Origin of the sequence: Luteimonas huabeiensis HB2, assembly GCF_000559025.1 — a bacterium.
Lineage (GTDB): Bacteria > Pseudomonadota > Gammaproteobacteria > Xanthomonadales > Xanthomonadaceae > Luteimonas > Luteimonas huabeiensis.
This window is the reverse complement of sequence record NZ_JAAN01000014.1, coordinates 327,877-339,795: the sequence shown is the minus strand read 5'-3', so window position 1 is coordinate 339,795 and position 11,919 is coordinate 327,877. Positions and strand designations below refer to the sequence as shown.

The following is an 11,919-nucleotide window of genomic DNA, read 5'->3' as shown; positions in this document are numbered from 1 at the left end:
CGACCTCATGAAAGCCTTCTTCCTGCTGTGCGCGCTGCTCACCGGACTGCTGCCCGCCGCGCACGCGGCGGAGCTGGCGCCGTTCGTGGCCAGCTACGAGGCCTGGTACCGCGGCAAGCACGCCGGCGACGCCACCATGCGGGTGGAGCGGCTGGACGCGGCGCAATGGAAGGTCGGCCTGGGCATCCGCGGCCGCCACGGCTTCGCCGGCCTGGCGCGGGTGAACATCGACCAGAGCACCGAGTTCGACGTGCAGGGCGCGGATTTCCGCCCGCTGCGGCAGGAGACGCTGCGCAAGGCGCTGGTGTTCACCCGCCGCGCCACCGGCATCTACGACTGGCAGGCGCGCAGCGCGCAGTGGACGGGCGACATCAGCAAGCGGCGCCGGGACCCGGTGCCGCTGCAGGACGGCGACATGAGCGCGCTGCTGATCAACCTCGCCATCGTCCGCGACGCCCGGCCCGGCGCCACCCTGCGCTACCGCTTCGTCGATGGCGGCCGCGCGCGCGACCACGTCTACCAGGTGGCGCCGGAACCGGAGATCGTCGAGGTCGGCGAGCTCAGCTACAACGCGCTGCGCGTTTCACGGGTGCAGGATGGCCGCGATGAGATGATCGTGTGGATCGCCGACGGCGTGCCGACGCCGGTGCGCATCCTCCAGCTCGACGAAGGCGAGGACGGCATCGACCTGCGCCTGACCGAATACCAGGGAGTCCCATGACGATGACGATCCGCTCCACCCAGACCGCGAACCCCTCCTCGCCCGCACGCCGCTGGGGCCTGCGCGCGGCCGTCGCCGCCCTGGCGCTGGCCGCGACCGGCGCCTGCTGGGCGTTCGAGCCCTTCACCGCGCAGTACCGCGCCAACTTCATGGGCATGCAGGCCGACGGCACCATGCGCCTGGCCCCGGCCGGCGACAACCGCTGGACCTACAGCCTGGAAGTGGCCGGCATGGGCGCGCGGCTGGCGCAGAGCACCACCTTCGAGCGCCACGGCAACGGCTACCGCCCGCTGTCGAGCACCGACTCGCAGGCCGGCGAATCCGGCGTGGCCGCGATGCTGGTCAAGCGCCAGAGCGTCGAGGCCACCTACGACTGGTCGAAGCGCGAGGCGCGCTGGAGCGGCGACGTCGATGCCGACAAGGCCGGTCCGGTCGTGCTGCGCGATGGCGATCTGGACGGCATGCTGATGAACCTGGTGCTGGTGCGGGACGTGGCCGCCGGCCGGCCGCTGAACTACCGCCTGGTCGACGACGGCCGCGCCCGCGAGCAGAACTTCACCGTGCAGGGCAAGGAGCAGATCACCGTCGGCGGGCAGACGCACCAGGCCACCAAGGTCATGCGCGACGACGGCCGCCGCCAGATCACCGCATGGATCGTGGACGGCCTGCCCGTGCCCGCGCGCATCCTGCAGCGCCGCAACGGCCGCGACCATATCGACCTGCAGTTGCAGTCGATCGACCGCTCGTAGAAGGCGCCGGCGCGCGCCCGGGCGCCGCCGCGCGGGTTCAGCCGATCCGCTGGATCCGCGCGCCCAGGCCCGAGAGCTTGCGCTCGATGCGCTCGTAGCCGCGGTCCAGATGGTAGATGCGGTCGATGACCGTCTCGCCCTCGGCCACCAGCCCGGCCAGGATCAGCGAGGCCGAGGCGCGCAGGTCGGTCGCCATCACCGGCGCGCCGCTGAGCCGCTCCACCCCGCGCACGGTGGCGCGATGCCCCTCGATGTGGATGTCGGCGCCCAGGCGCAGCAGCTCGTTGACGTGCATGAAGCGGTTCTCGAAGATCCGCTCGTCGATGGTGCCGGTGCCCTCGGCGATGCAGTTGAGCGCCATGAACTGCGCCTGCATGTCGGTGGGAAAGCCGGGATAGGGCTCGGTGACGATGTCCACCGCACGCGGCCGGCGCCCGCGCATGTCCACCGCGATCGCATCGCCCTCCACCGAGACGTCGGCACCGGCCTCGGCCAGCTTGTCGAGCACCGCCTGCTGGGTATCGGCGCGCGCGCGCGTGGCCACCACGCGGCCGCCGGTCATCGCCGCGGCGACCAGGAAGGTGCCGGTCTCGATGCGGTCGGGCAGCACCGAATGGCGCCCGCCCTGCAGCCGCTCGACCCCGCGCACCACGATCCGGGCCTCGCCCGCGCCCTCGATGTCGGCGCCGAGCGCGACCAGGCACTCGGCCAGGTCGACGATCTCCGGCTCGCGGGCGGCGTTGTCGATCACCGTGGTGCCGGAGGCCAGCGTGGCCGCCATCAGCGCGTTCTCGGTGGCGCCGACGCTGACCGCCGGGAACTCGATCCGGCCGCCGCGCAGGCGCCCGCGCGCCTTGATGTAGCCGTGCTCCACCTCGACCTCGGCGCCCAGCGCCTGCATCGCGTGGATGTGCAGGTCCACCGGCCGCGACCCGATCGCGCAGCCGCCGGGCAGCGAGACCTCGGCCGCGCCGTGGCGGGCCAGCAGCGGGCCCAGCACCAGCACCGAGGCGCGCATGGTGCGCACCAGGTCGTAGGGGGCGACGTGGCCGCGCGCCTCGCGCGCGTCGATCGCGAAGCGGCCCGCGGCGGTGTCGCGCTCGATCTGCGCGCCCAGCTCGCGCAGCAGCCGCGCGGTGGTGGAGACGTCGTCCAGATCGGGGACGTTGGCGATCTCGACCGGGCCGTCGGCCAGCAGCGCGCCGCACAGGATCGGCAGTACCGCGTTCTTGGCCCCGGAGATGACGACCTCGCCCTCGAGCGGGGCGCCGCCGTTGACGACGATTTTCTGCATGGCGTTGGCGCCTGGAGGATGCGGTGGGGAAAGGCGGGCGGCGCGCGGCCGGCGGCTCAGCGCCGCTCGTCGGGGGTCAGCGTGCGCAGCGCGAGCGCGTGGATCTCGCCGCCCATCAGCCCGCCCAGGGTGGCGTAGACCATGCGGTGGCGGGCCAGCGGCAGCTTGCCGCGGAACGATTCGCTGACCACCAGCGCCTCGAAGTGGACGCCGTCGTCGCCCTGGACGTCCACGACCTGCGCGTCCGGCAGCCCCTGGCGGATCAGATTCTCGATGGTGCGCGCGTCCAAGACCGGCGGCTCCTGCTGGATCAAGTTGGATTAAGCTCGCCTGAGCCGGGAAGCCCGGCGGGCGCCGCGCCGGGCCCTTCGACGCCCGGAACGCATAAAATGAGCCGCTTAGCCTAACGGAAAGGGTCCCGCCGAGAAATGGCCGTCGATGCAACAGCGCCCGCCTGCGATGCCGCCGGCCACGACTTCGCCGCCAGCGGGCGGCGCGCGATCGAGATCGAGACGCGCGCCCTGGCCGCGGTCGGCGCGCGCATCGACGGCGCGTTCTCCGCCGCCTGCCGCCTGCTCATGGCCTGTCGCGGCCGGGTGGTCTGCACCGGCATGGGCAAGTCCGGCCACATCGCGCGCAAGATCGCCGCCACCCTCGCCTCCACCGGCACGCCGGCGTTCTTCGTCCACCCGGGCGAGGCCGGCCACGGCGACCTCGGCATGATCACCGACGCCGACGCGGTGCTGGCGCTGTCCTACTCCGGCGAATCGGAGGAGATCCTCACCCTGCTGCCGGTGTTCAAGCGCCAGGGCAACCCGTTGATCGCCATGACCGGGCGCGAACGCTCGACGCTGGCGCGCGCGGCCGACGTGCACCTGGACGTCAGCGTGCCCGCCGAAGCCTGCCCGCTACACCTGGCGCCCACCTCCAGCACCACCGCCTCGCTGGCGATGGGCGACGCGCTGGCGGTGGCGCTGCTGGAGGCGCGCGGCTTCACCGCCGACGACTTCGCCCGTTCGCACCCGGCCGGCGCGCTGGGCCGGCGCCTGTTGCTGCACATCGCCGACGTCATGCACGTGGGCGAGGAGATCCCGAGCGTCGGCATCGACGCCACCCTCGGCGACGTGCTGCTGGAAATGAGCCGCAAGCGGCTGGGCATGACCGCGGTGGTGGATGCCGACGGCCGCCTGGCCGGGCTGTTCACCGACGGCGACGTGCGCCGCACCCTGGCCGACGAGCGCATCGACATCCGCGCCACCCGCATCGCCGAGGTGATGACCCGTTCGCCGATCACCATCGGCGCCGATGCGCTGGCCGCCGAGGCCGCGCGACTGATGGAGACCCACAAGATCAGCGCGCTGCTGGTGCTCGATGCCGAGCGGCGGGTGGTGGGCGCGCTGAACGTCCACGACCTGCTGCGCGCGCGCGTGGTATAGGGACCGGCCGATGACCCCGCCCCCTCCCGCCCCTGCCGTCGCGCCCTGGCCGGCGGACCTGCTCGCGCGGGCCGCGGCGATCCGCCTGGTCTGCCTGGACGTGGACGGCACCCTGACCGACGGCCGCCTGCTCTACGACAGCGCCGGCGTCGAGGCCAAGGCCTTCCACGTCCACGATGGCCAGGGCCTGGCGCTGCTGCGCCGCGCCGGCATCGAGGTCGCGCTGGTCACCGCGCGCCTGAGCCCGGCGGTGGAGCGCCGCGGCGCGGAGCTGGGCGTGGCGGTGCACGTGGGCGTGCGCGACAAGCGGGCCTGCATCGATGCGCTGCGCACGGGGCTGGGCCTGGGCTGGGAAGCGGTGGCGGCGATGGGCGACGACCTGCCCGACCTGGCCGCCATGCGCGCGGCCGGGCTGGCCGCGGCGCCGGCCGACGCCCACCCCTGGACCGCGCGCCACGCGCATTTCCGCAGCCGCGCCCCCGGCGGCGCCGGCGCGGTGCGCGAGCTGTGCGACCTGCTGCTGACCGCGCAGGACCGCCTCGGCGACCTGCTGCCCGGAGACGCGCAATGAACTGGCGCCTCGTCCTCACCCTGGTGCTGCTGGCCGCGGCGATCGCGACCGGCTGGTCGGCCTGGCTGCAGCGCGGCACCGCGCCGGCGGCGGCGGCCGCGCCGGGCCGCTCGGACTACGTGCTGCGCGACTTCGAGATGGTCGCGCTCAACGCCGAGGGCCAGGAGTCCTTCACCCTGCGCGCGCCGCTGCTGGAGCAGCACCCCAGCGACCGGACGATCTCGATCCGGACCCCGCTGTTCCTGGTCCCCGAGCGCGAAGGCGGCCACTGGCAGGCGCGCGCGCGCAGCGGCTGGGTCAGCGCCGGCCACGACGAGTTGCGCCTGGAAGGCGACGTGCGCATGACCAGCCCCGAGGAAGGCGGACGCGACGTGCTGCTGACCACGGAGTCCATGACCATCCTCCCCGACCCGAACCTGGCCCGCAGCGAGGATTTGGTGACCGTCCAGCAGCCCGGCTCTAGAATCACCGGTCGCGGCCTGGAAGTGGACCTCTCCAGCAAGCGCTACCAGTTCTTCTCCGAGGTGAAACAACGCTATGAGCCCAGGCGCCGCTAGAAGGAACCTCCTGCCCCGGTGCGCGCTGGTGCTCGCCGCGCTGCTGCTGCCGCTGGCCGCGCACGCGCGCAAGTCCGATCGCGACCAGCCCATGGACATCGACGCCGGCCACCAGGAAGGCTCGCTGGACGAGCGCGCGCCCACGGTGCTGTCGCAGGGCGTGGTGATCACCCAGGGCACCCTGCACATCCAGTCCGACCGCGCCGAGATCCACCTGCGCGACGGCGAGATCCGCCGCGCGGTTCTCACCGGCCGCCCCGTGCAGCTGCGCCAGGAAATGGACGACGGCCAGCCGATGCACGCCCGCGCCCGGACCGTCGACTACGACCTGGTCACCGACATCGTCACCCTGACCGGCGACGCCTACATCGAGCAGCCGCGCGGCACCATGGCCGGGCAGCGCATCGTCTACAACATGGCCACCGGCCACATCGAGAGCGGCGGCCAGAACGCCGGCCGCGTGCAGATGCGGATCAATCCCCGCAACCGCCAGGGCGGCGACTGATGCTGGTCGCCGAGGGACTGCGCAAGCGCTACCGCCAGCGCGAGGTCGTGCGCGAGTTCGGGCTGACGCTCGACGCGGGCGAGGTCGTGGGCCTGCTCGGGCCCAACGGCGCGGGCAAGACCACCTGCTTCTACATGATCGTCGGCCTGGTGCCGGCCGACGAGGGCCGCATCGTGCTCGACGGGCGGGACATCACCGCCGAGCCGATGTACCGGCGCGCGCGCCTGGGCGTGGGCTACCTGCCGCAGGAACCGTCGGTGTTCCGCAAGCTGAGCGTGGCCGACAACATCCGCCTGGTGCTGGAGCTGCGCGAGGATCTCGACCGCGCCGGGCGCGAGCGCGAGCTCGCCTCGCTGATGGAGGAACTGCAGATCTCGCACGTGGCCGACCAGATCGGCGCCAGCCTGTCGGGCGGCGAGCGGCGCCGGGTCGAGATCTCCCGCGCCCTGGCCGCGAAGCCGCGCCTGATGCTGCTCGACGAGCCCTTCGCCGGCGTCGATCCGATCTCCGTGGGCGAGATCCAGCGCATCATCCGCCACCTCAAGAACCGCGGCATCGGCGTGCTGATCACCGACCACAACGTGCGCGAGACCTTGGGCATCTGCGACCGGGCGTATATCCTCGCCGAAGGCAGCGTGCTCGCGCAGGGGGCTCCGGACGCGCTGCTGGCCGATCCCGACGTGCGTCGGGTCTACCTCGGAGACGCGTTCCGGCTGTAGCGCCGTGGACTCCGGAACGGCCCGCGCCGCGCGCGGACCACCGCACCGGAGCATGGCACACTCCCGGCCGACCGGCGCCTCCGCCGGTGCGGTAGGGGACGATGAAGCCAAGCCTGCAGACATCGCTCGGGCAACACCTGGTGCTGACGCCGCAGCTGCGCCAGGCCCTGCACCTGCTGCAGCTGTCCTCGCTGGAGCTGGAAGCGGAGATCGCCGCGGCGGTGGAGAGCAATCCGCTGCTGGACTGGCTGCCCGAGGACGCGGTGGGCGTGCACGCCTCCGGCGACGAGGCCGCCGGGCCGGACGCCGCGCGCGACGACGCGCCGGCAGAGGATGCGTCGCGCTGGGACGGGCTGGACGACGGCTGGCCCGCCGCGTCCGCCGGCCATGGCGCCGACGACGACGGCCTGGATCTCGCCGAGCGGATCGCCGAAACGCAGAGCCTGCGCGGCCACCTGACCTGGCAACTGCACCTGGCCACGCTTTCGCCGCGCGACCGCCGCATCGGCGAGGCGATCATCGACGCCATCGACGACGACGGCTACCTGCGCGCATCGTTCCGGGACGTCGCCGCGGCGCTGCCGGCCGGGGATCGCTGCGGCGACGACGAGCTGCTGGCGGTACTGCGCCAGGTCCAGCGCTTCGACCCGGTCGGCGTCGGCGCACGCGATCTCGGCGAGTGCCTGGCGATACAGCTGCAGGCGCTGCCCGAGGACACCGCCGGCCGCGCGCAGGCGCTGCGCATCGCCTGCGAGCTGATCCATGCGCTGCCGCGCCTGGGCGCCGGCGGGCTGGCCGAGGCGCTGGGCTGCGACGATCGCGAGGCCGGCACCGCGCTGCGCCTGCTGCGTTCGCTGGACCCGCGCCCGGGCGCGCGCATCGGCGGCATCGACCACGACGCCTACGTCGCCCCGGACTGCGCGATCGAGCGCCGCGGCGGCGTGTGGAAGGTCTCCCTGGTCGGCGGTCCGCACTCGCGGCTGACCATCCACCGCGGCTACGAGCGCATGATCCGCCACGCCAGCGAGGCCGATGCGGGCTACCTGCGCGGCCGCCTGCAGGAGGCGCGCTGGCTGCTGCGCAACGTGCAGGCGCGCGGCGAGACCCTGCTGAAGGTGGTGCGCTGCCTGGCCCGGCAGCAATCGGGTTTCCTCGAGTTCGGGCCGCAGGCCCTGCGCCCGCTGACCCTGCGCGAAGTGGCCGCCGAGATCGGCATGCACGAGTCCACCGTCTCGCGGGCGGTGGCGCGCAAGTACGCGCTGACCCCGCGCGGCACCCTGCCGCTGCGCGCGTTCTTCGCGTCCGGGATCGGCACCGAGGCCGGCGGCCAGGCCTCCAGCACCGCGATCCAGCAGATGATCCGCAGCCTGGTCGAGGCCGAGAACCCGCGCCGTCCGCTCTCCGACGCCCGCCTCGCCGACGAACTCAAGGCCGCCGGGGTTCCGGTCGCCCGGCGCACGGTCGCCAAGTACCGCGAGGCCCTGAACATCCCGTCCTCGCAGGAACGCGTGCGCCTGGACTGACGGTCCAGCGCTGCGGGAACGCGTGCGCCGCCGGCGCGTTGAACCTCCCGGCGCCGCCCGGGTCATACCCTGCGCGGCCCACCAGGACCGCGACGCTTCGCCCGGACGCGTTTAACCGCTTTTCAACCATCTCACCCGCGATCCGGGCGATGCTGGAACCGTTGACCACCACACGACGGAAAGAGGAGCCATGCCGATGCGCATCGAGACCCACGGCCATCAGATCGAGGTCACCCCTGCCCTGCGCGACTACGTCGAGACCAAGATGGAGCGCCTGGCCAGGCATTTCGACCGGCCCTGCGAGCTCCGGGTCCAGCTCAGCATCGACAAGCCGCACCACAAGGCGGAGGGCACCGTGACCCTGCCCGGGCGCACCCTGCACGCCGACGCCGGCGGGGTCGACATGTACGCCGCGATCGACCTGCTGGCCGACAAGCTCGACCGCCTGCTGGTCAAGCAGAAGAGCAAGATGGTCGACCACCACCGCGGCGAGAACCCGGCGCGCAGCGCCAGTTTCGGCTGACCCGCACGCGCCGCCCGCCCCCAGCGGGCGGCGCCCCGCATCCGGCCGCTGCGGCGGGAGGATTACAGCCGACCCCGACTGCGGGTACCCTCCCGCGTTCGCCGTGCGGTTGCGCGTGCGCACGCGGGCCATCGGCCTGCGGCGCGCGGCGGCAGCCGCGGCGGACCGTCGACTCACAGGGGCGCCCGGCCGCATGAACGCAAGTCTCTCCGCGCAGGATCTCTTCGACCAGCAGCAGGAACGGCTCGCGCTGCGCTGGATCGCCGGCGAACAGGGCCAGACCCGCCAGATCGAAGCGGTCGAAACCGTGGCCCGGCGCCCCTCGCTCGCCGGCTATCTCAACATCATCTATCCCAACAAGGTGCAGATCCTCGGCACCGAGGAACTGGCCTGGCTGGACGCGCTGGACTCGCGCCAGCGCTGGGAAACGATCGAGAAGATCACCCAGTTCCGCCCGCTGGCGCTGGTGATCAGCAAGAACCAGGCCTGCCCCGAGGACCTGCGCGAGGCGGCGGAGGACTCCGACACGCCGCTGTGGGTCTCGCCGCGGCGCGGCCACGAACTGCTCAACCACCTGCAGTACCACCTCGCGCGGGTGCTGGCGCCGCGGGTCACGCTGCACGGGGTGTTCATGGAGATCTACTCGATCGGCGTGCTGATCACCGGCGAATCGGGCTCGGGCAAGAGCGAACTGGCGCTGGAGCTGATCACCCGCGGCCACCGCCTGGTCGCCGACGACGCGCCCGAGTTCACCCAGATCGCGCCCGACGTGCTCGACGGCACCTGCCCGGAGCTGCTGCAGGACCTGCTGGAGCTGCGCGGGCTGGGCGTGCTCAACATCCGCGAGATGTTCGGCGACACCGCGGTCAAGCGGAACAAGTACCTGCGCCTGATCGTCCACCTCGCCAAGCCCGACCACTACGAGCCCAGCCCGCACCACGAGGGCATGGAACGGCTGACCGGCGACCTCGGCTCGCGCGCCGTGCTCGACCTGCAGGTGCCGATGATCACCCTGCCGGTCATGCCCGGGCGCAACCTCGCGGTGCTGACCGAGGCGGCCGCGCGCACCCACATCCTGCGCGCCAAGGGCGTGGACCCGGCCGCGGCCTTCCTGGCCCGCCATTCGCACTTCCTCGAGCGGGGGCTGCCATGAGCGACCTGCCGACCCTGGTCGTGGTGACCGGCATGTCCGGCAGCGGCAAGTCCGTGGCCCTGGCGACGCTGGAGGACCTCGGCTACTACTGCACCGACAACCTGCCCGCCGACCTGCTGCCCGACTTCGTGCGCAGCGTGGGGCGCGAGGCGGAGACGCCGCAGAAGCTGGCGGTGGGCATCGACGTGCGCAACCGCCACCAGCACCTGTCGCGGATCCCGCGCTGGCTGTCGGCGGTGGGCGCGCTCGGCTTCGATCCGCGGCTGGTGTTCTTCGACACCGCCGACCCGGTGCTCATCAAGCGCTATGCCGAGACCCGCCGGCGCCACCCGCTCAGCCACCGCGGGCTGTCGCTGGCCGATGCGATCGCGCAGGAACGGCAGATCCTCAGGCCGCTGCGCATGCTGGCCGATGCGGTCATCGACACCTCCGAGCTCAACGTGCACCAGATGCGGCGGCGGGTGACCACGGAACTGGGGCTCGGCGACTCGGAGCTGTCGCTGCTGTTCGAGTCCTTCGCCTACCGCCGCGGCGTGCCGGGCGATGCGGACTTCGTGTTCGACGCGCGCGGCCTGCCGAACCCGCACTGGGAGCCGCGCCTGCGCCCGCTGTCCGGCCGCGACCCCGAGGTCAGCGAGTACCTGGATCACAGCGCCGAATTCGGCGAGTACTTCGCCCAGGTGGCCGGCTTCCTGGACACCTGGCTGCCGCGCATGCGCTCGGGCACCCGCAGCTACGTCACCGTCGCCTTCGGCTGCAGCGGCGGCCGCCACCGCTCCGTGTACCTGGCCGAGAAGCTGGCCGCGCACGCGCGCGACCGCGGCTGGGAGGACGTGGCGACCTACCACCGCGAACTGGATTAGGCATCGCCCGCGACCGCCGCGCGTCTACGGCGCGGCGGGACGGTCGAGTTCGAGCTGGTCGGCGATGCTCAGCTGCGACAGCGCCCGGCGCAGGCGCTCGCCGCGCTCCACCCCCAGCGCGTGCATCCGCGCGTGCATCCAGGCCTCGGCCGCCTCGCGCCCCTCCTCGCGGACCCGGCGCGCGAACTCCGGCGCCGCGGCCTGCATCGCCTGCTGGACCGCCTGCTGCATGTCGTCGTACTCGCGCACCAGCCGTTCGCGGTCGTCCTCGGTGATGGCGTCGATGTCGCGCAGGCCGGTCACCGATTCCGCCCACTCCCGGCGCTTGCGCCAGGCCTCGTCGCGCATCAGCCGTTCCAGCCCTGCTGCACGCCGCCGAGGAAGGTGCCGGCCAGCGAGGCGGCGAAATTGCCGAACTCGCCGAGATCGCCGGCCTGCCCCAGCGCGCCGCTCGCGGCCGGCAGCAGCGCATCGCGCGCCAGCGTCTCGACCGCATCGAAGCCGGCGCCGACGATCGGGCCGCCGATCGCCTGGGCGAGCACGCCCGAGCCCGGCAGCACCGTGTTGGCCGCGGTCGACAGCAGGTTGGTGACCAGGCCCGGCGCCAGATCGAGGACGCGATCGAGCAGATTGCCGGCGAAGTGGCCGGTCAGGTTGGACAGACTGCTGGCGATGGAATCGAACATGGCGGCTCCTCGGTCGCGGGAAGCGCCCCGCACGCGCAGTCTGCTGCGCGGCGCCGATCGGCCGCCACCTGGGGCGTACCCTGTAGGCGCGGTCCAGGCGCCCCGAAGCGCCCGTCCATTGTCGCGATCGTGCAACGACCAGCGCAAAACCGCTTCCGGAATGCCATGGGCGTCTGCTAACGTGTGGCGATGGCCGTCGGCGTCCTTCTCATCACCCATCCAGGCATCGGCACCGCGCTGCTTGCGGTGGCGCAGCGGCTGCTGGCCCGCCTGCCGCTGAAGACCGCCGCGTTCGAGGTGCCGTTCGACGCCGACCCGGACGCCTTGCTGCCGGCCGCCAGCGCCGCGCTGCGCAGCGTGGACGGCGATGCCGGCGTGCTGGTGCTGACCGACCTCTACGGCGCCACGCCGTCCAACCTCGCCGCCCGCGTCGCCCGGCTGGGCACGCCGGTGCGCCGGGTCTCGGGCCTGAGCCTGCCGATGCTGCTGCGGGTGATGAACTATCCGGAGCTGGGCCTGCAGGAGATGCCGGCGGTGGCCGCCGCCGGCGCCCGCATCGGGGTGATCCATGACGATGCATGAGCACGGCGCGCCCGCGCGTCCGGCACGACCGGGAGGC

The 11,919-nt window shown here is 72.9% G+C and carries 16 protein-coding genes; 12 read left to right on the top strand and 4 right to left on the bottom strand.

Going from position 1 to position 11,919, the window contains the following annotated elements; translation table 11 throughout:
- Positions 1 to 7: 7 nt before the first annotated feature.
- Together Z164_RS0105565 and Z164_RS0105560 are read left to right on the top strand one after the other, a co-directional pair.
- Positions 8 to 721 carry a DUF3108 domain-containing protein gene (locus Z164_RS0105565; protein WP_024889743.1) on the top strand — a complete coding sequence of 238 codons (714 nt, stop codon included), beginning with the start codon at positions 8 to 10 and terminating at the stop codon, positions 719 to 721.
- Between the two features lie 2 nt (positions 722 to 723).
- A complete protein-coding gene (locus Z164_RS0105560) occupies positions 724 to 1,470 on the top strand; it encodes a DUF3108 domain-containing protein (protein WP_081770081.1) in 747 nt (248 codons plus the stop codon).
- 37 nt (positions 1,471 to 1,507) lie between these two features.
- On the opposite strand, the gene murA is transcribed toward Z164_RS0105560, so the two are convergent.
- Together murA and Z164_RS0105550 are read right to left on the bottom strand one after the other, a co-directional pair.
- Positions 1,508 to 2,764, bottom strand: coding sequence for a UDP-N-acetylglucosamine 1-carboxyvinyltransferase (murA, locus tag Z164_RS0105555; protein WP_024889741.1), 1,257 nt, complete (start codon positions 2,762 to 2,764; stop codon positions 1,508 to 1,510).
- A gap of 56 nt (positions 2,765 to 2,820) precedes the next feature.
- Positions 2,821 to 3,054: a BolA family protein gene (locus tag Z164_RS0105550; protein WP_024889740.1), complete on the bottom strand. Its 234-nt coding sequence runs from the start codon at positions 3,052 to 3,054 to the stop codon at positions 2,821 to 2,823.
- Between the two features lie 138 nt (positions 3,055 to 3,192).
- On the opposite strand from Z164_RS0105550, the gene Z164_RS0105545 reads away from it, so the two are divergent.
- The 9 genes from Z164_RS0105545 to rapZ all read left to right on the top strand — a co-directional run bounded on the left by Z164_RS0105545 (position 3,193) and on the right by rapZ (position 10,614).
- Positions 3,193 to 4,200 carry a KpsF/GutQ family sugar-phosphate isomerase gene (locus tag Z164_RS0105545; protein WP_024889739.1) on the top strand — a complete coding sequence of 336 codons (1,008 nt, stop codon included), beginning with the start codon at positions 3,193 to 3,195 and terminating at the stop codon, positions 4,198 to 4,200.
- Positions 4,201 to 4,210: 10 nt separating this feature from the next.
- Positions 4,211 to 4,771 (top strand): KdsC family phosphatase, encoded by a 561-nt coding sequence (locus Z164_RS0105540; protein WP_024889738.1) that lies wholly within the window; start codon positions 4,211 to 4,213, stop codon positions 4,769 to 4,771.
- Complete coding sequence (gene lptC, locus Z164_RS0105535) at positions 4,768 to 5,328, top strand: LPS export ABC transporter periplasmic protein LptC (protein ID WP_024889737.1); 561 nt, start codon at positions 4,768 to 4,770, stop codon at positions 5,326 to 5,328. Before Z164_RS0105540 ends, lptC begins: the two co-directional genes overlap by 4 nt.
- Positions 5,309 to 5,833 carry a lipopolysaccharide transport periplasmic protein LptA gene (gene lptA / locus Z164_RS0105530; protein WP_043689327.1) on the top strand — a complete coding sequence of 175 codons (525 nt, stop codon included), beginning with the start codon at positions 5,309 to 5,311 and terminating at the stop codon, positions 5,831 to 5,833. The genes lptC and lptA overlap by 20 nt, the downstream gene beginning before the upstream one ends.
- On the top strand, positions 5,833 to 6,552 hold the full coding sequence (gene lptB / locus Z164_RS0105525) for an LPS export ABC transporter ATP-binding protein (protein ID WP_024889735.1): 720 nt from the start codon (positions 5,833 to 5,835) through the stop codon (positions 6,550 to 6,552). Before lptA ends, lptB begins: the two co-directional genes overlap by 1 nt.
- Before the next feature lie 101 nt (positions 6,553 to 6,653).
- A complete protein-coding gene (locus Z164_RS0105520; RefSeq protein ID WP_024889734.1) occupies positions 6,654 to 8,075 on the top strand; it encodes an RNA polymerase factor sigma-54 in 1,422 nt (473 codons plus the stop codon).
- A gap of 196 nt (positions 8,076 to 8,271) precedes the next feature.
- Positions 8,272 to 8,598, top strand: a complete 327-nt coding sequence (gene hpf, locus Z164_RS0105515) for a ribosome hibernation-promoting factor, HPF/YfiA family (protein ID WP_024889733.1) — start codon at positions 8,272 to 8,274, stop codon at positions 8,596 to 8,598.
- A gap of 193 nt (positions 8,599 to 8,791) precedes the next feature.
- On the top strand, positions 8,792 to 9,751 hold the full coding sequence (gene hprK / locus Z164_RS0105510) for an HPr(Ser) kinase/phosphatase (RefSeq protein ID WP_024889732.1): 960 nt from the start codon (positions 8,792 to 8,794) through the stop codon (positions 9,749 to 9,751).
- Entirely contained in the window at positions 9,748 to 10,614 is an 867-nt protein-coding gene (gene rapZ / locus Z164_RS0105505; protein WP_024889731.1) for an RNase adapter RapZ, read from the top strand. The genes hprK and rapZ overlap by 4 nt, the downstream gene beginning before the upstream one ends.
- 24 nt (positions 10,615 to 10,638) lie before the next feature.
- Here the strand turns inward: rapZ and Z164_RS0105500 are convergent, their stop codons facing one another.
- Positions 10,639 to 10,962 (bottom strand): hypothetical protein, encoded by a 324-nt coding sequence (locus Z164_RS0105500; RefSeq protein WP_024889730.1) that lies wholly within the window; start codon positions 10,960 to 10,962, stop codon positions 10,639 to 10,641.
- On the bottom strand, positions 10,962 to 11,300 hold the full coding sequence (locus Z164_RS0105495) for a hypothetical protein (protein WP_024889729.1): 339 nt from the start codon (positions 11,298 to 11,300) through the stop codon (positions 10,962 to 10,964). Before Z164_RS0105495 ends, Z164_RS0105500 begins: the two co-directional genes overlap by 1 nt.
- A 189-nt stretch (positions 11,301 to 11,489) precedes the next feature.
- Here Z164_RS0105495 and Z164_RS0105490 point away from each other — a divergent pair, with 189 nt between their 5' ends.
- Entirely contained in the window at positions 11,490 to 11,882 is a 393-nt protein-coding gene (locus tag Z164_RS0105490) for a PTS sugar transporter subunit IIA (RefSeq protein ID WP_024889728.1), read from the top strand.
- Positions 11,883 to 11,919: the final 37 nt, after the last annotated feature.

Excerpts from the sequence above, each read along its gene's own strand:
- Z164_RS0105565 (WP_024889743.1), top strand. The coding sequence starts at position 8 with ATGAAAGCCTTCTTCCTGCTGTGCGCGCTGCTCACCGGACTGCTGCCC.
- Z164_RS0105560 (WP_081770081.1), top strand. The coding sequence starts at position 724 with ATGACGATCCGCTCCACCCAGACCGCGAACCCCTCCTCGCCCGCACGC.
- murA (WP_024889741.1), bottom strand. The coding sequence starts at position 2,764 with ATGCAGAAAATCGTCGTCAACGGCGGCGCCCCGCTCGAGGGCGAGGTC.
- Z164_RS0105545 (WP_024889739.1), top strand. The coding sequence starts at position 3,193 with ATGGCCGTCGATGCAACAGCGCCCGCCTGCGATGCCGCCGGCCACGAC.
- Z164_RS0105540 (WP_024889738.1), top strand. The coding sequence starts at position 4,211 with ATGACCCCGCCCCCTCCCGCCCCTGCCGTCGCGCCCTGGCCGGCGGAC.
- lptC (WP_024889737.1), top strand. The coding sequence starts at position 4,768 with ATGAACTGGCGCCTCGTCCTCACCCTGGTGCTGCTGGCCGCGGCGATC.
- lptA (WP_043689327.1), top strand. The coding sequence starts at position 5,309 with ATGAGCCCAGGCGCCGCTAGAAGGAACCTCCTGCCCCGGTGCGCGCTG.
- lptB (WP_024889735.1), top strand. The coding sequence starts at position 5,833 with ATGCTGGTCGCCGAGGGACTGCGCAAGCGCTACCGCCAGCGCGAGGTC.
- Z164_RS0105520 (WP_024889734.1), top strand. The coding sequence starts at position 6,654 with ATGAAGCCAAGCCTGCAGACATCGCTCGGGCAACACCTGGTGCTGACG.
- hpf (WP_024889733.1), top strand. The coding sequence starts at position 8,272 with ATGCGCATCGAGACCCACGGCCATCAGATCGAGGTCACCCCTGCCCTG.
- hprK (WP_024889732.1), top strand. The coding sequence starts at position 8,792 with ATGAACGCAAGTCTCTCCGCGCAGGATCTCTTCGACCAGCAGCAGGAA.
- rapZ (WP_024889731.1), top strand. The coding sequence starts at position 9,748 with ATGAGCGACCTGCCGACCCTGGTCGTGGTGACCGGCATGTCCGGCAGC.
- Z164_RS0105500 (WP_024889730.1), bottom strand. The coding sequence starts at position 10,962 with ATGCGCGACGAGGCCTGGCGCAAGCGCCGGGAGTGGGCGGAATCGGTG.
- Z164_RS0105495 (WP_024889729.1), bottom strand. The coding sequence starts at position 11,300 with ATGTTCGATTCCATCGCCAGCAGTCTGTCCAACCTGACCGGCCACTTC.
- Z164_RS0105490 (WP_024889728.1), top strand. The coding sequence starts at position 11,490 with ATGGCCGTCGGCGTCCTTCTCATCACCCATCCAGGCATCGGCACCGCG.